General features: G+C 65.4%; 27 protein-coding genes. 19 read left to right on the top strand and 8 right to left on the bottom strand.

Going from position 1 to position 23,796, the window contains the following annotated elements:
- Positions 1–63 precede the first annotated feature (63 nt).
- The 3 genes from rpmG to trxB all read right to left on the bottom strand — a co-directional run bounded on the left by rpmG (position 64) and on the right by trxB (position 1,710).
- Positions 64–234: a 50S ribosomal protein L33 gene (gene rpmG / locus ACF8ML_RS02590; RefSeq protein WP_012207164.1), complete on the bottom strand. Its 171-nt coding sequence runs from the start codon at positions 232–234 to the stop codon at positions 64–66.
- Positions 235–254: 20 nt separating this feature from the next.
- Positions 255–488, bottom strand: coding sequence for a 50S ribosomal protein L28 (rpmB, locus tag ACF8ML_RS02585; protein ID WP_012207163.1), 234 nt, complete (start codon positions 486–488; stop codon positions 255–257).
- Positions 489–756: 268 nt separating this feature from the next.
- A complete protein-coding gene (gene trxB / locus ACF8ML_RS02580) occupies positions 757–1,710 on the bottom strand; it encodes a thioredoxin-disulfide reductase (protein WP_016445763.1) in 954 nt (317 codons plus the stop codon).
- A 260-nt stretch (positions 1,711–1,970) separates the two neighbouring features.
- On the opposite strand from trxB, the gene ACF8ML_RS02575 reads away from it, so the two are divergent.
- The 3 genes from ACF8ML_RS02575 to ACF8ML_RS02565 all read left to right on the top strand — a co-directional run bounded on the left by ACF8ML_RS02575 (position 1,971) and on the right by ACF8ML_RS02565 (position 6,692).
- On the top strand, positions 1,971–4,334 hold the full coding sequence (locus ACF8ML_RS02575) for a DNA translocase FtsK (RefSeq protein ID WP_392406199.1): 2,364 nt from the start codon (positions 1,971–1,973) through the stop codon (positions 4,332–4,334).
- A gap of 28 nt (positions 4,335–4,362) precedes the next feature.
- On the top strand, positions 4,363–4,998 hold the full coding sequence (gene lolA / locus ACF8ML_RS02570; RefSeq protein ID WP_047217411.1) for an outer membrane lipoprotein chaperone LolA: 636 nt from the start codon (positions 4,363–4,365) through the stop codon (positions 4,996–4,998).
- A gap of 167 nt (positions 4,999–5,165) precedes the next feature.
- On the top strand, positions 5,166–6,692 hold the full coding sequence (locus tag ACF8ML_RS02565; RefSeq protein WP_154833652.1) for a methyl-accepting chemotaxis protein: 1,527 nt from the start codon (positions 5,166–5,168) through the stop codon (positions 6,690–6,692).
- Here ACF8ML_RS02565 and brnQ read toward each other — a convergent pair.
- Positions 6,679–7,992: a branched-chain amino acid transport system II carrier protein gene (gene brnQ / locus ACF8ML_RS02560; protein WP_016451105.1), complete on the bottom strand. Its 1,314-nt coding sequence runs from the start codon at positions 7,990–7,992 to the stop codon at positions 6,679–6,681. The genes ACF8ML_RS02565 and brnQ overlap by 14 nt on opposite strands.
- Positions 7,993–8,433: 441 nt before the next feature.
- On the opposite strand from brnQ, the gene ACF8ML_RS02555 reads away from it, so the two are divergent.
- Complete coding sequence (locus tag ACF8ML_RS02555) at positions 8,434–9,744, top strand: replication-associated recombination protein A (RefSeq protein ID WP_016445768.1); 1,311 nt, start codon at positions 8,434–8,436, stop codon at positions 9,742–9,744.
- Between the two features lie 38 nt (positions 9,745–9,782).
- On the opposite strand, the gene ACF8ML_RS02550 is transcribed toward ACF8ML_RS02555, so the two are convergent.
- Positions 9,783–10,232, bottom strand: coding sequence for a helix-turn-helix domain-containing protein (locus ACF8ML_RS02550; protein WP_016445769.1), 450 nt, complete (start codon positions 10,230–10,232; stop codon positions 9,783–9,785).
- Positions 10,233–10,323: 91 nt separating this feature from the next.
- On the opposite strand from ACF8ML_RS02550, the gene ACF8ML_RS02545 reads away from it, so the two are divergent.
- Together ACF8ML_RS02545 and ACF8ML_RS02540 are read left to right on the top strand one after the other, a co-directional pair.
- On the top strand, positions 10,324–11,052 hold the full coding sequence (locus tag ACF8ML_RS02545; RefSeq protein WP_016445770.1) for an SDR family oxidoreductase: 729 nt from the start codon (positions 10,324–10,326) through the stop codon (positions 11,050–11,052).
- A 52-nt stretch (positions 11,053–11,104) separates the two neighbouring features.
- Positions 11,105–11,710 (top strand): 2-hydroxychromene-2-carboxylate isomerase, encoded by a 606-nt coding sequence (locus tag ACF8ML_RS02540; protein WP_016445771.1) that lies wholly within the window; start codon positions 11,105–11,107, stop codon positions 11,708–11,710.
- A gap of 8 nt (positions 11,711–11,718) precedes the next feature.
- Here the strand turns inward: ACF8ML_RS02540 and ACF8ML_RS02535 are convergent, their stop codons facing one another.
- Positions 11,719–12,066, bottom strand: coding sequence for a GFA family protein (locus tag ACF8ML_RS02535; protein ID WP_016445772.1), 348 nt, complete (start codon positions 12,064–12,066; stop codon positions 11,719–11,721).
- 305 nt (positions 12,067–12,371) lie between these two features.
- On the opposite strand from ACF8ML_RS02535, the gene ACF8ML_RS02530 reads away from it, so the two are divergent.
- From ACF8ML_RS02530 to ACF8ML_RS02500, 7 genes are all read left to right on the top strand, one after another.
- Positions 12,372–13,301, top strand: coding sequence for a branched-chain amino acid ABC transporter permease (locus tag ACF8ML_RS02530; RefSeq protein WP_016445773.1), 930 nt, complete (start codon positions 12,372–12,374; stop codon positions 13,299–13,301).
- A gap of 10 nt (positions 13,302–13,311) precedes the next feature.
- Complete coding sequence (locus tag ACF8ML_RS02525; protein ID WP_277848896.1) at positions 13,312–14,391, top strand: ABC transporter ATP-binding protein; 1,080 nt, start codon at positions 13,312–13,314, stop codon at positions 14,389–14,391.
- 17 nt (positions 14,392–14,408) lie between these two features.
- Positions 14,409–15,203: an ABC transporter ATP-binding protein gene (locus ACF8ML_RS02520; RefSeq protein ID WP_016445775.1), complete on the top strand. Its 795-nt coding sequence runs from the start codon at positions 14,409–14,411 to the stop codon at positions 15,201–15,203.
- Positions 15,204–15,206: 3 nt separating this feature from the next.
- Positions 15,207–15,953 (top strand): ABC transporter ATP-binding protein, encoded by a 747-nt coding sequence (locus ACF8ML_RS02515; protein ID WP_047326590.1) that lies wholly within the window; start codon positions 15,207–15,209, stop codon positions 15,951–15,953.
- A 252-nt stretch (positions 15,954–16,205) separates the two neighbouring features.
- A complete protein-coding gene (locus tag ACF8ML_RS02510) occupies positions 16,206–16,568 on the top strand; it encodes a DMT family protein (RefSeq protein ID WP_016445777.1) in 363 nt (120 codons plus the stop codon).
- Positions 16,569–16,711: 143 nt separating this feature from the next.
- A complete protein-coding gene (locus tag ACF8ML_RS02505; RefSeq protein WP_016445778.1) occupies positions 16,712–17,359 on the top strand; it encodes a DUF47 domain-containing protein in 648 nt (215 codons plus the stop codon).
- A 22-nt stretch (positions 17,360–17,381) separates the two neighbouring features.
- On the top strand, positions 17,382–18,392 hold the full coding sequence (locus ACF8ML_RS02500) for an inorganic phosphate transporter (RefSeq protein WP_016445779.1): 1,011 nt from the start codon (positions 17,382–17,384) through the stop codon (positions 18,390–18,392).
- A gap of 76 nt (positions 18,393–18,468) precedes the next feature.
- Here ACF8ML_RS02500 and ACF8ML_RS02495 read toward each other — a convergent pair whose 3' ends face one another.
- Positions 18,469–18,972 carry an NINE protein gene (locus ACF8ML_RS02495; protein WP_016445780.1) on the bottom strand — a complete coding sequence of 168 codons (504 nt, stop codon included), beginning with the start codon at positions 18,970–18,972 and terminating at the stop codon, positions 18,469–18,471.
- A 7-nt stretch (positions 18,973–18,979) separates the two neighbouring features.
- Positions 18,980–19,504, bottom strand: a complete 525-nt coding sequence (locus ACF8ML_RS02490) for a GNAT family N-acetyltransferase (protein WP_392406194.1) — start codon at positions 19,502–19,504, stop codon at positions 18,980–18,982.
- A gap of 145 nt (positions 19,505–19,649) precedes the next feature.
- Here ACF8ML_RS02490 and rpsP point away from each other — a divergent pair, with 145 nt between their 5' ends.
- From rpsP to ACF8ML_RS02460, 6 genes are all read left to right on the top strand, one after another.
- A complete protein-coding gene (rpsP, locus tag ACF8ML_RS02485) occupies positions 19,650–19,904 on the top strand; it encodes a 30S ribosomal protein S16 (protein ID WP_012207143.1) in 255 nt (84 codons plus the stop codon).
- A gap of 123 nt (positions 19,905–20,027) precedes the next feature.
- Positions 20,028–20,597 (top strand): ribosome maturation factor RimM, encoded by a 570-nt coding sequence (gene rimM / locus ACF8ML_RS02480; RefSeq protein ID WP_016445782.1) that lies wholly within the window; start codon positions 20,028–20,030, stop codon positions 20,595–20,597.
- A gap of 12 nt (positions 20,598–20,609) precedes the next feature.
- A complete protein-coding gene (trmD, locus tag ACF8ML_RS02475) occupies positions 20,610–21,380 on the top strand; it encodes a tRNA (guanosine(37)-N1)-methyltransferase TrmD (RefSeq protein ID WP_017405202.1) in 771 nt (256 codons plus the stop codon).
- A 110-nt stretch (positions 21,381–21,490) separates the two neighbouring features.
- Positions 21,491–21,871 carry a 50S ribosomal protein L19 gene (gene rplS / locus ACF8ML_RS02470; RefSeq protein ID WP_016445784.1) on the top strand — a complete coding sequence of 127 codons (381 nt, stop codon included), beginning with the start codon at positions 21,491–21,493 and terminating at the stop codon, positions 21,869–21,871.
- Between the two features lie 86 nt (positions 21,872–21,957).
- Positions 21,958–22,686 carry a CoA pyrophosphatase gene (locus ACF8ML_RS02465; RefSeq protein WP_392406193.1) on the top strand — a complete coding sequence of 243 codons (729 nt, stop codon included), beginning with the start codon at positions 21,958–21,960 and terminating at the stop codon, positions 22,684–22,686.
- A 68-nt stretch (positions 22,687–22,754) separates the two neighbouring features.
- A complete protein-coding gene (locus ACF8ML_RS02460; RefSeq protein ID WP_026062341.1) occupies positions 22,755–23,744 on the top strand; it encodes a CobD/CbiB family protein in 990 nt (329 codons plus the stop codon).
- The last annotated feature ends 52 nt before the right edge of the window (positions 23,745–23,796 follow it).

The raw sequence follows: 23,796 nt of genomic DNA, 5'->3' as shown, positions 1-23,796 counted from the left end.
ACGCAAAAAAACCGCCGGGCTTGCGCCGGGCGGTTTCTTTGTCGGTACCAGGGACAGGCTGAATTACTTCAGCTTGATTTCCTTGTACGTGACGTGCTTGCGAGCCTTGGGATCAAACTTCATGATCGCCATCTTCTCGGGCATTGTCTTCTTGTTCTTGGTCGTGGTGTAGAAGTGGCCGGTTCCTGCAGTGGATTCCAGCTTGATCTTTTCGCGTCCGCCTTTAGCAGCCATGGTGTTTCTCCTTGAGGGATTTAGGCTTGGCCACGGGCACGCAGGTCTGCGAGCACGGAGTCGATACCGTTCTTGTCGATCAGGCGCAGAGCAGCGCTGGAAACGCGCAGGCGCACCCAACGGTTTTCGCTCTCAACCCAGAAACGGCGGTATTGCAGGTTGGGCAGGAAACGACGCTTGGTCTTGTTGTTGGCGTGGGAAACGTTGTTTCCCACCATGGGCTTCTTGCCCGTTACTTCACATACGCGTGCCATGAGGACACTCCGATAGTTGTACAGCCGCCGACGCTGATGCCCTGCATTTGCTGCAGGGCCTGCCGGCAACCTCACCTCGCCATAAAGGGTGGCGGTAACCCCATCGCTGAAAGTGTCCTGGCCATGCAAGCAAGGCGCGCTTCAAATTCAGCAAAGCCACGGATTATAGCGTCTTCATGAGAAAAGCCCCTGGGCCAGCCAATCACGGCGGCAGCCAGGGGCTTTTGCCGCCCTGCACGAGGGCAGGGCGGGCGGGATGGCATCCCGCTTATTCCTGCTCGAGGAAGCGCTGGGCGTCCAGCGCGGCCATACAGCCCGTGCCGGCGCTGGTGATGGCCTGGCGGTAGACATGGTCCTGCACGTCGCCGGCCGCGAACACGCCGGGCACGCTGGTCTGGGTGGCGAAGCCCTTGAGGCCGCCCTGGGTGATGATGTAGCCGGTCTCGTCCATCTCCAGGTGGCCCTTGAAGATCTCGGTGTTGGGCGCGTGGCCGATGGCGATGAAGCAGCCCTGCAGCTGGATGTCCTCGGCATGGCCATCCTGGGTGCTCTTGATGCGGATGCCGGTCACGCCGGACTGGTCGCCCAGCACCTCGTCGAGCACGAAGTGGGTCTTGAGTTCGATCTTGCCGGCACGGACCTTGTCCATGAGCTTGTCCACGAGGATGGGCTCGGCCTTGAACTTGTCGCGGCGGTGCACCAGGGTGACCTTGCTGGCGATGTTGGACAGGTACAGGGCTTCCTCGACGGCGGTGTTGCCGCCGCCGACCACGCACACGGGCTGCTCGCGGTAGAAGAAACCGTCGCAGGTGGCGCAGCCCGAGACGCCGCGGCCCATGAAGGCCTCTTCGGAGGGCAGGCCCAGGTACTTGGCCGAGGCGCCCGTGGCGATGATCAGGCTGTCGCAGGTGTAGGTGCCCGAGTCGCCGGTCAGCGTGAACGGACGCTTGGAGAAATCGACGCTGTGGATGTGGTCGAACACCACCTGGGTCTTGAAGCGCTCTGCGTGCTCCAGGAAGCGCTGCATCAGTTCGGGGCCCTGTACGCCGTTCACGTCCGCAGGCCAGTTGTCCACTTCCGTCGTCGTCATCAGCTGGCCACCCTGGGCCATGCCGGTCACCAGCAGCGGGTTGAGGTTGGCGCGCGCGGCGTAGATGGCGGCCGTGTAGCCGGCAGGGCCGGAGCCGAGGATCAGGACTTTGGCGTGTTGCGTAGAAGACATGGATGCAGTTCTTGAAAAAGGCGCACGCCGGCAGTCGGCGTGCAGAAAAAAGATACATCGGGCACAGCCATGGAGTATCGCTCCGCAGCCGGGTTCCCGTTGCCATGCGGATCAATGGCCCGGATTGTCAAAAATGATCGACATGGCGCCGTCATGCAGCGGCGTCATGTTCTGTTGCAAGTGCTTGCATTACGCTAGCAGGCCGTCCTGGCTGTTTTTGCGGCCAGCCCGAGGGGGCTGGGGTAAGCTCCCGCCTGCGTATGACCTACTCATTGAACGCTCTGAACGCTTCCACATCCGCCAAGGGCAAATCCAAGTCTGCGGCGCGCCCCGGCATGGTGGCGCGCTTCGGCCATGAAATGCTGCTGTTGGCGGGGCTGCTGGCCCTGGTGTTCTGGCTTGCCTCCATGTTCAGCTACTCGCCCCAGGATCCAGCGTGGTCCACCTCCGGGGCGGGACACGCGCGCCTGGTCGCCAACTGGATGGGCCGCGTCGGAGCCTGGCTGGCCGACGCCTGCTATTTCGGCTTCGGCATGTCGGTCTGGTGGCTGGTGCTGGCCTCGGTGCAGACCTGGATGTCTTCCTTCGCCCGCTGGCTGCGGGGCGGCGTGCCCCGCGATGGCGTGCAGCTGCCGCCGCTGTGGCGCCGGCGCCTGCGTTTCTGGGGTGGCCTGCTGCTGCTGCTGGGCGCAAGCTGCGCGCTGGAATGGACGCGGCTGTACCGCTTCGAGAGCGTGCTGCCAGGCCCTGCCGGCGGCGTCTTTGGCTACATGCTGGGCTACCACAGCCTGCAATGGCTGGGCTTCATGGGTTCGGGCCTGATCGGCATCTGCGTGGCCGTGATAGGCCTGGCCATGGTGTTCCGCTTTTCCTGGGGGCATCTGGCCGAATCCATGGGCGCACGCCTGGATGGATGGGTGCATTTCCTCTTCGCGCGCCGCGAGAAGGCCCGGGACGAGGCCGCAGGCCGCCGTGCCGCGCGCGAGCGCGAAGAGGTGTTGCAGGAAGAGCGCACGGAAAGCGCCGTGCAGCACCCGCAGCCCGTGCAGATCATCGAGCCCGTGCTGCAGGAGGCGGCGGCCCCCAGCGTGCGCGTGGTCAAGGAGCGCCAGAAGCCGCTGTTCTCCGAATTGCCCGACAGCAAGCTGCCCCAGGTGGACCTGCTCGATGCGGCGCAGCAGCGCCAGGAGAGCGTCTCGCCCGAGACGCTGGAGATGACCAGCCGGCTGATCGAAAAGCGCCTCAAGGACTTTGGCGTGGAAGTGCATGTGGTGGCCGCCATGCCCGGCCCCGTGATCACGCGCTACGAGATCGAACCGGCCACGGGTGTCAAGGGCTCGCAGATCGTGAACCTGGCCAAGGATCTGGCGCGCTCGCTGTCCCTGGTGTCCATCCGCGTGATCGAGACGATCCCCGGCAAGAACTTCATGGCGCTGGAGCTGCCCAATGCCAAGCGCCAGTCCATCCGCCTGTCCGAGGTGCTGGGCTCGCAGGTGTACCACGACGCCAAGAGCATGCTGACCATGGGCCTGGGCAAGGACATCGTGGGCAACCCGGTGGTGGCCGATCTGGCCAAGATGCCGCACGTGCTGGTGGCCGGCACCACGGGTTCGGGCAAGTCGGTGGGGATCAACGCCATGATCCTGTCGCTGCTGTACAAGGCCGAGGCGCGCGATGTGCGCCTGCTGATGATCGACCCCAAGATGCTGGAAATGTCGGTCTACGAAGGCATTCCTCACCTGCTGTGCCCCGTGGTCACCGACATGAAGCAGGCCGCCAACGGCCTGAACTGGTGCGTGGCCGAGATGGAGCGCCGCTACAAGCTCATGAGCAAGCTGGGCGTGCGCAATCTGGCGGGCTACAACACCAAGATCGACGAGGCCAAGGCGCGCGAGGAATCGATTCCCAACCCCTTCAGCCTCACGCCCGAGGAGCCCGAGCCGCTGCAGCGCCTGCCGCACATCGTCATCGTCATCGACGAGCTGGCCGACCTGATGATGGTGGTCGGCAAGAAGATCGAGGAGCTGATCGCGCGCCTGGCCCAGAAGGCCCGCGCGGCCGGCATCCACCTGATCCTGGCCACCCAGCGCCCCAGCGTGGACGTGATCACCGGCCTGATCAAGGCCAACATTCCCACGCGCATCGCCTTCCAGGTCAGCAGCAAGATCGACAGCCGCACCGTGCTCGACCAGATGGGTGCCGAGTCCCTGCTGGGCATGGGCGACATGCTCTACATGGCCAGCGGCACGGGCTTGCCCGTGCGCGTGCACGGCGCCTTTGTGTCCGACGAGGAAGTGCACCGCGTCGTGGGCTACCTCAAGGAGCAGGGCGAGGCCGACTACATCGAAGGCGTGCTCGAAGGCGTCACGGCCGAGGGCGACAGCGAGTTCGGCGCGGAGTCCGGCGACGGCGGCAACGGCGAGAAGGATCCCATGTACGACCAGGCCGTGGAAGTGGTGCTCAAGGACCGCAAGGCCAGCATCTCGTATGTGCAGCGCAAGCTCAGGATTGGTTACAACCGCTCGGCCCGCCTGCTGGAAGATATGGAAAAGGCGGGCCTGGTCAGCGGTCTCACGGCCAGCGGGCAGCGCGAGGTGCTGGTGCCGGCGCGCGCCGGGGAATGAGCCCGCATTTCGCAATCATGGAGAAAGAATGAAACGTCTGTTGACTGCAGTTGTGATCGCGGCAAGCGCGACGGCCTCGTGGGCCGATGGCCTCAAGAGCCTGGAAGCCTTCATGAAGAATTCCCAGGCCGGCCGCGCCGAATTCACCCAGGCCGTCACGGCCCCGTCCAAGGATGGCCAGCCGCCGCGCACCAAGAACTCCAGCGGCCAATTCGAATTCCAGCGTCCCGGCAAGTTCAGGTTCGTCTACACCAAGCCGTTCGAGCAGACCATCGTGGCCGACGGCAAGACGCTGTGGCTCTATGACGCCGACCTCAACCAGGTCACGCAGCGCGCGCAGGCCCAGGCCCTGGGCAGCACGCCTGCCGCCATCCTGGCGTCGGCCAGCGATCTCAAGGCGTTGAGCGCCGACTTCGATCTGCAGTCCGCGCCCGAGCAGGATGGCCTGCAATGGGTCCAGGCCAGCCCCAAGGACAGGAACGGCCAGCTCAAGAGCGTGCGCGTGGGCTTTGCAGCCGATGGGCAGCTTTCGGCGCTGGACATCCTCGACAGCTTTGGCCAGCGTTCGCTGATCCGCTTCAGCAAGCTGCAGACCCAGGCATCCCTGCCGGCCTCGACCTTCGAGTTCAAGGTGCCTGCGGGCGCCGACGTGCTCAAGCAGTAATCCACCGCTGCACAGGGCGGCCCTTCAAGAACCTCACACGCTGCGGTGCGCAGTTTGTGAGGTTTTGTAATGGTTTTGCCTAATATCGCCGGGACAATAGCGGCCTGCGGCCAGCGACTGTTTCGACGTCCCTTCGAGGACATGCTGGCCGGCTCTCGCATGTCTTTATGAACCTCAGTCGCAAGTTGCCGCTCGCCATTGCCATGGCGCTGCTATTCACCCTGGCCGCCGGATTCTTCGGCCTCTGGTCGGCCCATCAATCCCTTGGCGTCTTTCACGGCGACGTACAGCGCCACATGGCCGCAGAGCGCCTTGCCGCAGAAGTGGAAGGCCACTTCAAGACCCAGGTCCAGGAATGGAAGAACGTGCTGCTGCGCGGCTCGGACAACGCGCTGCGCGAGCGGCACTGGAAGGGCTTTCTGTCCGATGAGCGCGCCGTGCAGGACAAGACCACCGCCTTGCTGGCCCTGGTGGAAGACACCGCCCTGCGCGAGATGGCCCAGCGCTTTGTGGCACAGCACCGCAAGATGGCCGAGGGCTATCGCGTGGGCCTGGACAAGTTCGAGGCCACGGGCTTCGACCCCTCCGTGGGCGACATGGCCGTGCGCGGCGTGGACCGCGAGCCGGCCGAGCTGCTGTCCCAACTCAAGGCAGGCATCGCTGCCCAGAGCAAGTCCGTGGCCGACGATGCGTACAGCAGCGGCAGGCGCGCCACGGAATTGAGCCTGGCGCTGATGCTGGTGGCGGCCGTGGCCGGCGTGGCCATTGGCTGGCTCATCACCCGCGCCGTGGTGGCACCGCTGCGCAGCGCGGTCCGGCTGGCCGAGAACGTGGCCCGTGGCCATCTGACCAATGCCATAGCGAGCGGCGGCCGCGACGAGCTGGGCCAGCTGCTGCGGGCGCTGGGCGCCATGCAGGAACAGCTGCGCAGCATCGTCGTGGAAGTGCGCGGCAATGCGGAGCAGGTGGCATCCGCCAGCTCGCAGATCGCAGCGGGCAACAGCGACCTGGCCCAGCGCACCGAGCAGCAGGCGTCGGCCCTGCAGATGACGGCATCCTCCATGGACCAGCTCGACTCCACCGTGCGCGGCAATGCCGATCACGCAGAGAAGGCCAACCTGCTGGCTTCGTCCGCCAGCGACATTGCCACGCGCGGCGGCGATGCCATCTCGGCCGTCGTGGGCACCATGCGCAGCATCCAGGATGCGTCCGAACGCGTGGTCAGCATCATCGAGGTGATCGACGGCATTGCCTTCCAGACCAACATTCTTGCGCTCAACGCGGCCGTGGAGGCCGCACGGGCCGGCGAGCAGGGCCGGGGCTTTGCGGTGGTGGCCGCCGAGGTGCGCACGCTGGCCCAGCGCAGCTCGGGTGCGGCGCGGGAGATCCGCGACCTGATCCAGGCCAACGCCCAGCGCGTGGCCCTGGGCGCCCAGGAGGTGGACAGTGCGGGCGCGACCATGGCCTCGGTGCAGGAGGCGATTGCCAAGGTCTCGCGCATGATCGGCGCCATCAGCCATTCCAGCGGCGAACAGAGCGCGGGCGTGAGCCATGTCAACAGCGCCATCGTCCGCATCGAGGAAGGCACCCAGCAGAACGCCGCGCTGGTGGAGCAGACCAGTTCGGCCGCCGAGAGCCTGCGCAAGCAGGCCCATCAGCTGGTCGAACTCATGTCGAGGTTCAGGACGGCTTGAACGCGGCGGCGGGCGCAGGGCGCAGCCGGTCGTGGAGGGCGGCCAGCACCAGGGTCGCGGCCACGGGCAGGGCCCAGCCCATGCCGTTGCCCGGCAGGCTGTTCAGGAACGCGGGCAGCCAGTCCTGCCAGCCGGCAGCCCTGGCTGCATCGATGAGACCAAACAACAGGGCCACGGCCAGCACCGGTGCGAACACCCGCTGCGCATTGCGCCACAGGCCAGACAGCAGGCTCAGCACCACCAGGGCGATGGCCAGCGGGTAGATGCCCACGAGCACGGGTCCGGATACGGCGATCAGCTGGGCCAGGCCCTGGTTGGACACCAGAATGCAGGCCAGGCCGATGGCCACCACCACTGCACGGTAGGGCAGGCGCAGCATTTGGCTGAAGTAGGCGCCGCAGGCACTGACCAGGCCCACGGCCGTGGTCAGGCAGGCCAGGGAGATCACCACGGCCAGCAGCAGGCTGCCGATGGGGCCGAAGGTGTGATCCACATAGCGCGTGAGGATGAGCACGCCGGTCTGTGCCTGCGGGGCGATGGACTGGCTGGTGGCGCCCAGATGGATCAGCGACAGATACACCATGCCCAGTCCGACGGCGGCGATCACACCCGCGACGATGGCGTAGCGCGTCTGCAGGCCGGTATCGGAGATGCCGCGGTCACGGATGGCGTTGACGATGACGATGCCGAAGGCCAGCGCCCCCAGCGCGTCCATGGTCTGGTAGCCCTCCAGGAAACCTTCGGTCAGCGGCGACACCAGGTAGTCGCCACTGGCCCTGGTGGCCTCCCCGGCCGGCAGCAGCACGGCGGCGGCGCCCAGCACCACCAGCGCCAGGATCAACACGGGCGTGATCAGCTTGCCGATGTTGTCGATCAGCTTGCCCGGGAACAGGGACAGGCCCATGACCAGGGCGAAGTACACGGCAGAGTAGATGAACAGGGCTGTGCTGCTGTGGCCCATGAAGGGCGCAAAGCCCATCTCGAACGACACCGTCGCCGTGCGCGGCGTGGCGAACAGCGGCCCCAGGATGAGATAGATCAGCAGGCCCAGCACCATTCCGGCCTTGCGGCCCACGGGCGAGGTCAGTGCGTCCATGCCGCCGCCCACGCGCGCCAGTGCGACCACCGTGAGCAGAGGCAGGCCCACGCCCGTCAGCAGGAAGCCCGTGGCCGCGGCGGCCGCGTGTTCGCCGGCGCCCTGGCCGACCATGGGCGGAAAGATGATGTTGCCCGCGCCGAGGAACAGCGCAAAGGTCATGAAGCCTAGGGCGATCAGGTCCCTGGTCTTGAGTGTTTGCATGGATGCAGAAATGAAAAGGCACCGCATTGCCGCATGGCAGGCGGTTCCGTAAACGGAGGGAGGCGCGGGTTGGAAGGCTGCGATGACGCAGGCCCGAAGGTCGCGCGTGGATCGCGCGGCCGGCTCCGCAAAGGGCAGCATTTTAGGGCTGCGGCCCGAAGCAGGTGTGAAATGTCAGTGATTGCTCTTGATGGGGTGCATGCAAACAATCCATGTCGTTTCAGTGACATGCCTGGAGGCGATGGCCATATTCCCGTCTGAAGATCAGGAGTTTCAGTCCACGGCCGACATCAGGCATCAAGGCCTGGCGCACCTGCGCCAGCCATGGCGTGGACAATGGCGCCATGGTTCTGCAACTGCATCTGTTCCCCTTGGCGAAGAATCCGCAACACGGGCTACCGCACCTCGCGTGCGGGGAGCGGCCTTCGAGAGAGCTGCCCCATGGCTGATCTGTTCACCCAGGAGCCCTCCGCACCACTGGCCGAAGCCCTGCGGCCCAAGACCCTGGACGAGGTCGTGGGCCAGTCCCACCTGCTGGGCGAAGGCAAGCCGCTGCGCCTGGCCTTCCAGTCGGGCAAGCCGCATTCCATGATCTTCTGGGGGCCACCCGGCGTGGGCAAGACCACGCTGGCCCGGCTCACGGCCACTGCCTTCAAGTGCGAGTTCATTGCGCTGTCGGCGGTGTTCTCCGGGGTCAAGGACATCCGCGCCGCCATGGAGCAGGCGCAGCAGAACCTGGCCATGGGCCGGCACACCATCCTCTTCGTGGACGAGATCCACCGCTTCAACAAATCCCAGCAGGATGCGCTGCTGCCCTATGCGGAAAGCGGCCTGGTGACCTTCATCGGCGCCACCACGGAGAATCCGTCCTTCGAGGTGAACTCGGCCCTGCTGTCGCGCGCACAGGTCTATGTGCTGCAGTCCCTGACCGACGAAGAGCTCAGGCAACTGCTGCAGCGTGCGCAGGAAAAGGCCCTTGGCGGCCTGCAGTTCGACGACCTGGCGCGGGACACCATCATCGGCTATGCCGATGGCGACGCCCGGCGGTTCCTGAACCTGCTGGAGCAATGCCAGACTGCGGCGGGCGCTGCAGGCGTCACCCGGATCGATGCCGAATTCGTGCAGAACGCGCTGACCTTGAATGCCAGGCGCTTCGACAAGGGGGGCGACAACTTCTACGACCAGATCTCGGCCCTGCACAAGTCCGTGCGCGGCTCCCATCCCGATGCGGCGCTCTACTGGCTCACCCGAATGCTCGACGGCGGCGCCGATGCGCGCTACCTGTCGCGGCGCATCGTGCGCATGGCCTGGGAAGACATAGGCCTGGCCGATCCGCGCGCCATGCAGATCGCCAACGATGCGGCCCTGACCTACGAGCGCCTGGGCAGTCCCGAAGGCGAGCTGGCCCTGGGCCAGGCCGTCATCTACCTGGCCATGGCTCCCAAGAGCAACGCCGGCTACAACGCCTACAACAAGGCCCGGGCCTTCGTGAAGCAGGACAGGAGCCGCGAGGTGCCCGTGCACCTGCGCAACGCGCCCACCAAGCTCATGAAGGAGCTGGGCTACGGCCATGAATACCGCTACGCGCACGACGAGCCCAACGCCTACGCGGCCGGCGAGACCTATCTGCCCGAGGGCATTGCGGAGCCGGGCTGGTACCAGCCCGTGCCACGGGGCCTGGAGATCAAGATCGGCGAGAAGCTGGCCGTGCTGCGCAAGTGGGATGAAGAGGCTGGCGGCGGCGGCGCATAGCCGAATCCCGTGAGAGCAGGCCGGGGCTGGAGCCAGGGCTAGGCGCCCGGGCCGGGCTCCACCGTCACATCCCGCGCGTGCAAGGGAGCGTGGCAGTGCGAGCAGACGATCAGGGGATCGAACGTGTGGCCGCACACCGAATGCCGGTGCAGCAGGGGCCGGCCTTCCTCGCCGGACATGTGCACATCGCCCCAGTGCACGATGGCCATGACCACGGGATGCAGGTCCAGTCCCTTGGACGTGAGGCGGTACTCGTGCCGCACCGGCGCCTCCTGGTAGGCCACCTTCTTGAGCACGCCGGCCTCGACCAGCCTGGCCAGCCTGTCCGACAGCATAGGGCGTGAAATGCCCAGGCGCCCCAGGAATTCATCGAAGCGGCGCACTCCCAGAAAGCAGTCGCGCAGCACCAGCAGCGTCCAGCGGTCACCGATGACCGAGACCGTGCGTGCGATGGAGCAGCGCTCCTCTTCCAGTTCGTTCCATTTCATTGGGCAGTTCCCCGCTTGACGGGTTCAGATTTTAAACCTACCGTGCATAAAGTTCAAAAAATGAACTTACTTCTTCATCCACGGAGATTCCATGACCGACAAGAAAGCCATCCTCGTCATCGGTGCCGGTGACGCCACGGGCGGGGCGATTGCCCGGCGCTTTGCGCGCGAAGGCTATATCGCCTGCGTCACCCGCCGCGATGCCGACAAACTCCAGCCGCTGGTCGAGCAGATCCGCGCCGCAGGGGGTGAAGCCCATGGTTTTGGCAGCGACGCGCGCAAGGAAGAGGAAATGGTGGCCCTGGTGCAGAAGATCGAGGCCGAGATCGCACCCATCGAGGTCGCCGTCTTCAACATCGGCGCCAATGTGCGCTTCGGCATCACCGAAACCACGGCGCGCGTCTACTTCAAGGTCTGGGAGATGGCCTGCTTCGCCGGCTTTCTGATGGGGCGGGAGGCGGCCAGGGTGATGCTGCCGCGCGGCCGGGGCACCATCATCTTCACGGGCGCCACGGCCAGCCTGCGCGGGCGCGAGGGCTTTGCCGCGTTTGCCGGTGCCAAGCACGGCCTGCGCGCCCTGGCGCAGAGCATGGCGCGCGAACTCTGGCCCAAGGGCATCCATGTGGCCCATCCCGTGATCGACGGCGCCATAGACACCGAATTCATCCGCAGCAATTTCCCCGAGCGCTATGCCCTCAAGGAGCAGGGCGGCATCCTCAATCCCGAGCACATTGCCGACCTCTACTGGCAACTGCACCAGCAGCCGCGCGACGCCTGGACGCACGAGACCGAGATCCGTCCCTGGATGGAGCCGTGGTGAGCCGCCTTGCCTTATCGCATCGTCACTTCCTCCCACTCCCGCAGGCCACGCCATGAACACCAAGGTGCAATTTCTCTTCGACTTCGGCAGCCCCAACGCCTATCTCTGCCACCAGGTCATTCCCCGGATCGAGGCGCGCAGCGGCATCCGCTTCGAATATGTGCCTGTCCTGCTGGGAGGCCTGTTCAAGCTGGCCAACAACCGCTCCCCGGCCGAGGCCAATGCCGACATTCCCAACAAGCGCGCCTATGAGGCGCTGGAGCTGCAGCGCTTCGTGCACAGGCACAGCCTCACGCGCTTCCGGATGAATCCTCACTTTCCCGTGAACACCCTGCAGATCATGCGTGGGGCCGTGGCCGCCCAGGACATGGGCTGCTTCGAGCGCTATGTCGATGCGGTGTTCTCCAGCATGTGGGAGAAGGGCTGCAAGATGGACGATGCCCAGGTGATCGGCACCGAGCTGTCCGGTGCGGGTCTGGACGCCCCAGCCCTGATCGCCGCAAGCCAGACGCCCGAAGTCAAGGCCCGGCTGCTGGCAAATACCGAGCAGGCCTTCCACCGTGGCGCTTTCGGATCGCCCACCTTTTTTGTTGGCGACGAGATCTACTTCGGCAAGGACCGCCTGCGCGATGTGGAGGAGGAGGCGCTGCGGGCCTGAAGCCAGCCTCAGGCCGACCGTCCGTCGTAGCGCGTGATGCGCAAGGCTTCGGCATCCACGCCTTCCAGGCAGCGCACGTTGACGGCCGCCATGTGCCGGCCCTTGGGATCGGTGGCTTCGCCGAAAGGGTGGATGCCGCAGGTCGGGCAGAAGCGGTGCTGGATCAGATGCCGGTGGAAGGTGTAGGAGCGCATCTGCTCCTCGGGCGTGCTCAGCTGCAGCTGTTCGCGGGGCACGAACCACATGAGGGCGCCCTTGCGCGCGCAGATGGAGCAGTTGCAGGCCATGACCTGGGTGAGTTCGCCTTCCACATCGAAAGCGATGCCGCCGCAGTGGCAGCTGCCGTGGTATTTCATCGGGGTTCTCCGTGGCCACCGCTTGCTGGCGGCACTGCCGTTGATGGTAGGAGTTCATGCTGGCTGCGGCAAATTGCTGCAGTGCTACATAAGAGCGCGTGGCTTGTAAAGCCTCGGGAAACCCCGCTGCAACAAGGCGTTGCAGGCCACCGGGGGGTGCCTAGAATCGCCCATCCCCTGCGGCTTCCTGATCACAAGCCGGGATGCGGCAGGAGAGCTTCCACCACCATGGCATTGCTGGCTCCGTTCGTTTGGATGCGAGGCACGCTGAATGTCTCCATCCTGAGCAAAAGGGGAGAGCGCATATGGACATACTGCTTCAGCAGGTCATCAACGGATTGGTCCTGGGCAGCATGTATGCCCTGATCGCCCTGGGCTACACCATGGTGTACGGCATCATCCAGCTCATCAACTTCGCCCATGGCGAGGTACTCATGGTCGGGGCGCTGACCAGCTGGAGCTGCATAGGCCTGATGCAGGAGGCCATGCCGGGCGCACCGGGCTGGCTGATCCTGCTGCTGGCGACGGTGATCGCCTGCGTGGTGGCCGCCGCACTGAATTTCGTGATCGAGAAAGTGGCCTACCGGCGCCTGCGCAGCAGCCCGCGCCTGGCGCCCCTGATCACGGCCATCGGCGTCTCGCTGCTGCTGCAGACGCTGGCCATGATCATCTGGAAGCCCAACTACAAGGCCTATCCCACGCTGCTGCCGAGCACGCCCTTCGAGATCGGCACGGCGGTGATCACGCCCACCCAGATCCTGGTGCTGGTGGTCACGGCGATTGCGCTGGCTGCGCTGACCTACTTGGTCAACTACACCAAGCTCGGGCGCGCCATGCGGGCCACGGCCGAGAATCCGCGCGTGGCGGCCTTGATGGGCGTCAAGCCTGACATGGTGATCTCTGCCACCTTCATCATCGGCGCCGTGCTGGCGGCCATCGCGGGCATCATGTACGCCTCCAACTACGGCACGGCCCACCACACCATGGGCTTTCTGCCGGGGCTCAAGGCCTTCACGGCGGCCGTGTTCGGCGGCATCGGCAACCTGGCGGGCGCCGTGGTCGGCGCCATGCTGCTGGGGCTGATCGAGTCCATTGGCTCGGGCTACATCGGTGATCTCACGGGTGGCGTACTGGGCAGCCACTACACCGACATCTTCGCCTTCATCGTGCTCATCATCATCCTGACGCTGCGCCCCTCGGGCCTGCTGGGTGAGCGTGTGGCCGACCGCGCCTGAGGAGAGACGCATGAACAGCAAGAAGACCGTGCAATGGATCCTGGGTGGCCTGGCGCTGCTGGCGCTGCCGCTGGTGCTGCAGTATTTCGGCAATGCCTGGGTGCGCATCGCCGACCTGGCGCTGCTCTATGTGCTGCTGGCACTGGGCCTGAACGTGGTGGTGGGCTACGCGGGCCTGCTGGACCTGGGCTATGTGGCGTTCTACGCCGTGGGCGCCTACATGTTCGCGCTGATGGCCTCGCCGCATCTGGCGGAGACCTTCGAGGGCTTTGCCGCCATGTTCCCGGACGGGCTGCATACCTCCATCTGGCTGGTGATACCGCTGGCGGCGCTGCTGGCGGCCATCACGGGGATTTTGCTGGGCATTCCGGTGCTCAAGCTGCGCGGGGACTACCTGGCCATCGTCACGCTGGGCTTCGGCGAGATCATCCGCATCTTCATGAACAACCTGGACCAGCCGGTCAACATCACCAATGGCCCCAAAGGCATAGGCCAGATCGACTCGGTCAAGATCCTGGGACTGGACCTGGCCAAGCGCCAGGAGATCTTCGGCTACGACATCAGCTCGGTCACGCTGTACTACTACCTGTTCCTCTTCCTGGTGCTGGTCAGCATCGTGATCTGCTGGCGCCTGCAGGACTCGCGCATAGGCCGCGCCTGGATGGCCATCCGCGAGGATGAGATCGCCGCCAAGGCCATGGGCATCAACACGCGCAACATGAAGCTGCTGGCTTTCGGCATGGGCGCCTCTTTTGGCGGTGTCTCGGGCGCCATGTTCGCGGCCTTCCAGGGCTTCGTCTCGCCCGAGTCGTTCAGCCTCATGGAGTCCATCATGATCGTGGCCATGGTGGTGCTCGGCGGCCTGGGCCATCTGCCCGGCGTGATCCTGGGCGCGGTGCTGCTGTCGGCGTTGCCCGAGGTGCTGCGCTATGTGGCCGGTCCCCTGCAGCAGATGACCGATGGGCGGCTCGATGCCTCCATCCTGCGCCAGCTGCTGATCGCGCTGGCCATGATCGTCATCATGCTGATGCGTCCGCGCGGCCTGTGGCCGTCGCCCGAGCATGGCAAGAACCTGCCGCACCAGTCCTGAGCATGGAGAAACCGCAGATGGCGAATACGGCAGACAACAGCTCCAGCGCTCCGGTGCTCAGGGTTTCGGGCATTTCCAAACGCTTCGGCGGGCTGCAGGCGCTGTCCGATGTGGGTATGACCATTGGCCGGGGCCAGGTCTACGGACTGATCGGACCCAATGGCGCGGGCAAGACCACCTTCTTCAACGTGATCACGGGCCTGTACACGCCCGACAGCGGCAGTTTCGAGCTGGCCGGCAAGGCCTACGAGCCCACGGCCGTGCACAAGGTGGCCAAGGCCGGCATTGCGCGCACCTTCCAGAACATCCGGCTGTTTGCCGAGATGACGGCGCTGGAGAACGTGATGGTCGGGCGCCATGTGCGCACGCACTCGGGCCTGATCGGCGCGGTGCTGCGCACGCGCGGCTTCAAGGCCGAGGAGGCCGCCATCCGCGCGCGCGCCCGTGAATTGCTGGACTACGTGGGCATCTCCAAGTACGCGGACTTCAAGGCCCGCACGCTGAGCTACGGCGACCAGCGGCGCCTGGAAATCGCCCGCGCCCTGGCCACCGACCCGCAGCTGATCGCGCTGGACGAGCCTGCCGCCGGCATGAATGCCACCGAGAAAGTGCAGCTGCGCGAGCTGATCGACCGCATCCGCCGCGACCAGCGCACCATCTTGCTGATCGAGCACGACGTGAAGCTGGTCATGGGCCTGTGCGACCGCGTCACCGTGCTCGACTATGGCAAGCCCATTGCCGAAGGCACGCCGGCCGAGGTGCAGAAGAACGACAAGGTGATCGAAGCCTATCTGGGCACGGGAGGACACTGAACCATGGGCGAGCAAGAGCAAGACAAGGGCGCGTCCCCTCCGGTGCTGCTGAAGGTCGAGGGCCTGAAGGTGGCCTATGGCGGCATTCAGGCCGTCAAGGGCGTGGACTTCGAGGTGCGCCAGGGCGAGCTGGTCTCGCTGATCGGCTCCAACGGTGCCGGCAAGACCACCACCATGAAGGCCGTCACGCGCAGCCTGCAGATGGCGGACGGCGACGTGCACTACCTGGGCCGCAGCATCCGGGGCGTGGGCGCCTGGGATCTGGTGGCCCAGGGCCTGGTCATGGTGCCCGAAGGGCGCGGCGTGTTCGCGCGCATGACCATCACCGAGAACCTGCTCATGGGCGCCTACACGCGCAACGACAAGGCCGGCATTGCCGCCGACATCGAGCGCATGTTCGGCATCTTCCCGCGGCTGAAGGAGCGCCGCGACCAGCTGGCCGGCACCATGTCGGGTGGCGAGCAGCAGATGCTGGCCATGGCGCGCGCGCTGATGAGCCAGCCCAAGGTGCTGCTGCTGGACGAGCCCTCCATGGGCCTGTCGCCCATCATGGTGGACAAGATCTTCGAGGTGGTGAGCGACGTGCACGGCCTGGGCGTGACCCTTGTGCTGGTCGAGCAAAATGCCAGCCGTGCGCTGGCGCTGGCCGATCGCGGCTATGTGATGGAGTCCGGCCTGATCACCATGACGGGGCCCGGCCAGACCCTGCTCAGCGACCCGCGCGTGCGGGCTGCCTATCTGGGCGAGTGAGCGCCACGGCTGCCGTGAGCGCGGGGATGGATGGAATGCCCCGTGCCACTGACGGGATATGGCAAAAATATGACGATTTGATGAAGATTCATCAAGCGTCGATCGATGCGAGACTTTGCGTATTTGTGCGATGGAATGGGTTATTCGAGGAAATTCGCGCAAAAAGGCAATTTTTGGAAAGAAATCGAAAATCCGCCCTGCCCAGTGCCGGACGCGATAATTTGGGTTTCCCCGCGTCGGGCTGCACATCACATGAACTGGCTCCAACACATCCCCGTCGGGCTGCAGACCGTGGTCCTGCTGGCCATGAGCAATGTCTTCATGACCTTCGCCTGGTATGGCCACCTGAAGAACCACGCCTCGTCGCCCTGGTACGTGGCAGCCCTTGTCAGCTGGGGCATCGCGCTGTTCGAGTACCTGCTGCAGGTGCCCGCCAACCGCATAGGCCACACGCAGTTCAGCGTGGCGCAGCTCAAGATCATCCAGGAGGTGATCACGCTGGCGGTGTTCGCGCCCTTTGCCGTGCTCTACCTGAACCAGCCGCTCAAATGGGACTTCCTCTGGGCCGGGCTGTGCATGGTGGGCGCGGTGTACTTTATTTTTCGCAGCGGCTGACAGGGCGGCGCGCCGGCGCGCAAAAACGCGCCTGGGACTCAAGAGTACACTTCGCCCCGTTCAAGCCGGGAAGCCATGCCAAGCATCCGCAATGTGACGCAGTGAGTCGCCTGGTTCCCCCTGTTTCCCGGTAAGGAGCATTCATGCTTTTTGGCAAGTTATTGCCGCGCGAAGGCAATTTTTTCGAGATGTTCAACCAGCATGCCGATCGCATCGTCGAAGCCGCGCATGCCTTCTCGCAGCTTGTCGCCAACTACAACGATCCTCATCTTCGCGAGAAGTACAACGAGGACGTGAACAACGCCGAGCGTGCCGCAGACCGCGTGACGCACGACGTCACCAAGGCGCTGCACAAGACCTTCATCACGCCGCTGGACCGCGAGCACATCCACTCGCTGATCAACACCATGGACGACGTGGCCGACCTGATCCAGGACTCGGCCGAGACCATGGCGCTGTACGACGTGCGCCACATGACGGAAGAGATCACGCGCCTGACGGACCTGTGCGTGCGCTGCTGCGAGCGGCTGCGCGATGCGGTCAAGCTGCTGTCGCGCATCTCCGATCCCTCGGTGGTGGACGCGGCGATGAAGACCTGCGAGGAAATCGACCGTCTCGAATCGGACGCCGACCGCGTGATGCGCTCGGCCATGAGCAAGCTGTTCCGCGAAGAGCCCGATGTGCGCGAAGTCATCAAGCTCAAGGCCATCTACGAGCTGCTGGAGACGGTGACCGACCGCTGCGAGGACGTGGCCAACCTGATCGAGGGCATCGTCCTCGAAAATTCCTGAGCCCTCGCGGAGTCGTTTCTCTATGGAATCCGTACAAGCGGCCCTGTGGGTCGTGATCCTGCTGGTGGTGCTGGCCCTGCTGTTCGACTTCATGAACGGCTTCCACGATGCTGCCAACTCGATCGCCACCGTGGTCTCCACGGGCGTGCTCAAGCCCACGCAGGCCGTGGCCTTCGCGGCCTTCTTCAACGTGGTGGCGGTCTTTGTCTTTCACCTGAGCGTGGCAGCCACCGTGGGCAAGGGGATCGTGCAGCCCGGCATCGTCGACACGCATGTGGTCTTCGGTGCCCTGGTCGGTGCCATTGCCTGGAACGTGATCACCTGGCACTACGGCATCCCCAGCAGTTCCTCGCATGCGCTGATCGGCGGCATCGTGGGCGCGGTGATGGCCAAGGCCGGCGCAGGCGCGCTGATTGCCAGCGGCATCGGGAAGACCGTGGCCTTCATCTTCGTCTCGCCGCTGCTGGGCTACCTGCTGGGCTCGCTGATGATGGTGCTGGTGGCCTGGGTCTGCCGGCGCGCCGCGCCCAACAGGGTGGACCGCTGGTTCCGCAGGCTGCAGCTGGTCTCCGCCGGTGCCTATAGCCTGGGCCACGGCGGCAATGACGCGCAAAAGACCATCGGCATCATCTGGCTGCTGCTGATCGCCACCGGCTATGCCAATGCCGGCGACGCCGAGCCGCCGCTGTGGACCATCGTCAGCTGCTACCTGGCCATCGGCCTGGGAACCATGTTCGGCGGCTGGCGCATCGTCAAGACCATGGGCCAGAAGATCACCAAGCTCAAGCCCGTGGGCGGCTTCTGCGCCGAAAGCGGTGGTGCACTGACGCTGTTCTTTGCAACCTTCCTGGGCGTGCCGGTCTCGACCACGCACACCATCACCGGCGCCATCGTCGGCGTGGGCTCCACCCAGCGCGCCAGCGCCGTGCGCTGGGGCGTGGCAGGCAACATCGTCTGGGCCTGGGTGCTGACGATCCCTGCCAGCGCCTTCGTGGCATCGATTGCCTACTGGATCAGCCTGCAGCTGTATTGAGCCGGGGCTGCTGCCGCCAAAAAGAAAGACCGCCCATGGCGGTCTTTCTTTTTTCGGGGGAGGCGTTGGCTGCGCCTCACTGCGAAATCTTGCGCGCCTCCTCCACCTGGTGCTCGAAGTAGTGCTGGAAACTGTAGGCAATGCTGGCCATGAGCACGGCGGCGCCCAGCATCAGCGACAGCGCAATGGCAAAGATGGTTGACCAGCCCGTGCGTCCGGCCTGCGCCTGCACGTCAATGCCGGGGTTGTGGCGCCGGTTCCAGGCTTCGGTGTCGGTCAGCCCGTAGAGGATGGCGCGCAGCGCACAGCCGGCGATGGTGAAGCCCAGCAGCGGAATCAGCAGCCAGCTGAGCTGGTCGTCCTGTCCCAGTTGCTGCACGCGTTCGATGCCGTACACGCCCAGCGCCGTGGGCACGGGCAGCAGCCAGCCCAGCCAGTCGCCGAGCCCATGCAGGTAAAAGCGATGCAGCCCCAGCGGCCCGCCCACAAAGGCCAGCCAGGCGGCCAGTGTCTTGTTCCTGGGGCGGGGAGCCCGGTCGGCGCCGGTGGTCTGGGGCAGGGGCGTGCTGGGTCGGTTCATGCGCCCATTATTCGGGCGAACTGCGGTCGCCGTCTCCCAGGGTCTTCTCCATGAGCACGATGTCCAGCCAGCGGCCGAACTTCCATCCCATGGAGCGCAGCGTGCCCGCAGGGGTGAAGCCTGCAGCGCGGTGCACCCCGATGGAGCCGGCATTGGCCGAGTCGCCGATCACCGCCAGCAGCTTGCGCACGCCGGCCGCCTCGCAGTCGTGCGACAGCGCATCGATCAACAGGCGGCCCACGCCCTGGCCGCGTGCCGCGTCATGCACATAGATGGAATCCTCGGCAGAAAAACGATAGGCCGGGCGCGGCTTGAACCAGTTGGCGTAGGCAAAGCCCAGCACCTGGCCCTGTGCGTCCACGGCGACCAGATAGGGCAGGCCCTTGGCCAGCACATCCGCGCGGCGCGTGGCTATGTCGGCTTCGGAAGGGGGATCGGTCTCGAACGTTCCTGTGCCATGCAGCACGTGGTGGCGGTAGATGGCGGTGATGGCAGCGAGATCGCTGTCCTGGCTTGGGCGGATGGTAGGCATGAGAAAAGAAGTTCGATATAATCGCTGGTTTTACGGCGTGTCGCTGGCCGGGTGGCCATGTCGCGTGTCTCAAACGCCGCAAAACTCTGTGCAGCCATTTATTGTGTGTTAATTACGTGGTGGCTGCGCCACCCGAAGGAAAATCATGGTCGTCATTCGACTCTCTCGCGGCGGTTCCAAGGCCCGTCCGTTCTACAACATCGTTGCTGCTGACAAGCGCGTTCGCCGCGATGGTTCGTTCATCGAACGTCTGGGCTTCTACAACCCCAACGCCCGTGGTGGCGAAGAGGGTCTGCGCGTTGCTCTGGACCGCGTGAACTACTGGAAGGGCGTTGGCGCGCAGGCTTCCGAGACCGCAGAGCGCCTGATCAAGCAGGCCACCCAGAAGACTGCTGCCTAATTCAGCACCCCTTCTGAAATCGGGTTCCGTTGGCTTGTCTGACGGGGCCCGTTTTTGTTTTCCCCCTCCGGATCGCCTTGCACCGATCTGCATTGACCGTCCACCTACTGCCTACCGACTGCCATGAGCCACATGCCTGAACTCGAAGCCAGCGTCCTGCCTGCCGATGCCGTGGAGGTCGGGCGCATCGCCGATGCCTGGGGCATCAAGGGCTGGTTCAAGGTGGCGGCCTTCAGTTCCGACCCCGAGGCCCTGTTCACGGCCAAGCAGTGGTATCTGCAGCCCGCCGAAAAAGGCGCCCGGCAGTTCACCGGAACCGTGCTGCTGCCGGTCAAGCAGGCGCGCGTGCACTCCGACTCCGTCGTCGCCACCTCGCCCGCCGTGAACGACCGCAACGCTGCCGAGGCCCTGCGCGGTGCGCGCATCTTCGTGGCGCGCAGCGATTTTCCGCAGCCCGAGGATGGCGAGTATTACTGGGTCGACCTGCTGGGCCTGTCCGTGGTCAACCGCGAAGGCGTGGCCCTGGGCATCGTCCGAGACCTGCTGTCCACCGGCCCGCAGACCGTGCTGGTGCTGGCCTATGAAGAGGATGGCAAGGAGCGCGAGCGCATGATTCCCTTTGTCGATGCCTATGTGGACAAGGTGGATCTGCCGGGCAAGACCATCGTTGCCGACTGGCAGCCCGACTACTGATCGCCGACATCCATGCGCTTCGACATCCTCACGCTGTTTCCCGAGCTGTTCACGCCGTTTCTCGAAAGCGGCGTGACGCGCCGGGCCTATGCCTCGGGCCAGGTCGGCGTGCACCTGTGGAATCCGCGCGACCATGCCCAGGGCAACTACCGGCGCGTGGACGACCGGCCCTTTGGCGGCGGGCCGGGCATGGTGATGATGGCCGAGCCGCTGCAGCGCTGCCTGGAGGCGGCGCAGCAGGCGCGCCGCGACGCGGGCGAGACCGAGCCGGCGCCGGTGGTGCTGTTTTCGCCGATAGGCACGACGCTGCGCCACTGCGTGGTCGCCGACTGGGCGCAGGGGCAGGGTGCCATCTTGCTGTGCGGCCGCTACGAGGGGTTGGACCAGCGCTTCATCGATGCCCATGTCACGCACCAGCTGAGCCTGGGCGATTTCGTGCTCTCCGGCGGCGAGATTGCTGCCATGGCCTTGCTCGATGCCGTGGCCCGGTTGCAGCCCGGCGTGCTCAACGACGAGGGCAGCTTCCAGCAGGACAGCTTCAATCCCGCGCTCGACGGCCTGCTCGATTGCCCGCACTACACGCGCCCCGAAGTCTGGGAAGGGCGCGAAGTGCCGGCGCCGCTGTTGTCTGGGCACCACGCGCAGATCGAGCGCTGGCGCCGCGACCAGCGCCTGTCCATCACGGCCAGGCACCGGCCCGAGCTGATAGAGCAGGCGCGCGCCCAGGGCCTGCTCAATGCCAAGGACGAGGGGTTTTTGGCAAAAAACGCCGCCGGGCTATAATCCGCGATTCTTCGATCCTCTATCCGGCCGCTGCTACGAACAAAGCAGCCATGGCGCCAATCCCGGCGCTTGCCAATCCTGGCGCGGACAAGATCGATTGGATGTTGACCATGAATCTGATCCAGACCCTCGAGCAAGAGGAAATCGCCCGTCTGAACAAGACCATCCCCCAGTTCGCCCCCGGTGACACCGTCATCGTGAGCGTGAACGTGGTCGAAGGCAGCCGCAAGCGCGTGCAGGCCTACGAAGGCGTCGTGATCGCCAAGCGCAACCGTGGCCTGAACAGCGGCTTCACCGTGCGCAAGATCTCCAGTGGTGAAGGCGTGGAGCGTACGTTCCAGACCTACTCGCCCCTGATCGCCGGCATCGAAGTCAAGCGTCGCGGTGATGTGCGTCGTGCCAAGCTGTACTACCTGCGCGAGCGCAGCGGCAAGTCGGCCCGCATCAAGGAAAAGCTGCCGTCGCGTGTCAAGGTTTCTGCCGAAGCCTGAGCACCTGCGTCACAGCTGGAAAGCCGCTACAGTCGCCTGTAGCGGCTTTTTTGTTGCCCGGTCGTTTTCACCACATTCCTTCATTCGTGTCCTCTCTGCCCGATACCGCCATACCCGTGCCGACCGGCGGCCCGACGCCAGCGGCCGTCGCCTTGGTCGCCGACCCGCGCATGGCGCAACTGGTGGGCAGGGACAGCCACCTGCCCGCCGTGCCTCTGGAGGCCCGCGCGCCGGATGCCCTGCGCCAGCGCTTTGCGCGGCCGCCACGCTGGGCTCCCGAGGTGGTGCGCGAGAAACGCTTCAGTGATCGCCAGCCCACCGATGCCGCCGTGCTCGTGCCCATCGTGCTGCGCTCCGAGCCCACGGTGCTGCTGACCGAACGCACGGCCCATCTGTCCACGCATTCGGGCCAAGTGGCCTTTCCGGGTGGCAAGCGCGATCCTGAGGATGTGTCTGCCCAGGCCACGGCCCTGCGCGAGGCGCAGGAGGAAGTCGGGCTTGCTGCCGGCGATGTGGAAGTGTTGGGCACCCTGCCCATCTACACCACGGGCACGGCCTTTCTGATCACGCCGGTGGTGGCCCTGGTCGATCCCCGGGCGCGCCTGCATCCCAATCCCTACGAGGTGGCGGACGTGTTCGAGGTGCCGCTGTCCTTTTTGCTCGATCCTGCCAACCATGAGCGCCACGCCATGGTCTGGAACGGCGTGCCGCGCGAATGGTTTGCCATGCCCTACCAGGATGGAGACCGCCAGCGCTACATCTGGGGCGCCACGGCCGGCATGCTGCGCAATCTTTACCGATTCCTGTCGGCCTGATGCCCGGATGGGGTGCCGTGCCACCCCGGGGTCACGGGCCTGCCCGCATGCGCCAGTATGATGGCCGGATGAGTTTCTTTGCCATTCTGATCGCCTTGCTGATCGAGCAGGCGCGCCCCCTGACGCCGGCCAACCTGGTGCACACAGGCTACAGGGCCTGGACGGTTTCGGTGCGCCGCAACTTCGATGCCGGCCAAGCGCACCACGGCTGGCTGGCCTGGACCGTGGCGGTGGCGCTGCCCTGCGTGCTGGTGACAGGCATCTATCTGCTGCTGCTGTGGGGCGTGGGCTGGCCGCTGGCCATGGTCTGGAATGTGGCCGTGCTCTACGTCACGCTGGGCTTTCGCCAGTTCAGCCACCACTTCACGCGCATCCGCGATGCGCTGGATGCAGGTGACGAGTACGCGGCGCGCGAAGCCCTCGCCCACTGGCAGCAGGTGGACGCCAGCGAAGTGCCTCGCAGCGAGGTGGTGCGCCATGTGATCGAGTATTCGGTGCTGGCCGCGCATCGCCATGTGTTTGGCGTGCTGTTCTGGTTCTCTGCACTGGCGGCGCTGGGCCTGGGTCCGCTGGGTGCCGTGTTCTACCGCATGACCGAGCACCTGTCGCGCTCCTGGTCGCGCAAGGGCCTGCTGGGTGGCAGCCAGGTCAGTGTCCAGTTGCAGCACGCCTCACGGTTGGCCTGGACCGTGATCGACTGGCTGCCCGCACGGCTGACGGCTCTTTCCTTTGCCGTGGTCGGCAGTTTCGAGGAGGCCATCGAGGGCTGGCGCTTCCATGCCCAGCGCTTTCCCAACGACAACGACGGCGTGATCCTGGCCGCCACCTCGGGCGCCATCAACGTGCGCCTGGGCGGCGAGGCACTCAAGCGCCGCGAGGGCATCTCGGTGACCCGTGACGACGGCGAGGAGATCGACCTCGACGTGGACAGCGAAGCCACGCCGGGCCGTGAGCCCGAGATCGGCCACCTGCGCAGCGTGGTCGGCCTGGTCTGGCGCTCGGTCGTGGTCTGGCTGCTGCTGCTGGCGCTGCTGTCGCTGGCGCGCCTGTTGGGCTGAGTGCGGAGCCTGCGGGCGAGTCCTGGATGACGCCCCTTTGGAGGCGTCGTTT

Origin of the sequence: Delftia sp. WSY_10 (assembly GCF_043104705.1) — a bacterium.
Lineage (GTDB): Bacteria > Pseudomonadota > Gammaproteobacteria > Burkholderiales > Burkholderiaceae_C > Comamonas > Comamonas tsuruhatensis.
Note: the sequence above shows the minus strand (reverse complement) of the source record. Positions and strands in the feature narration are given on the sequence as shown.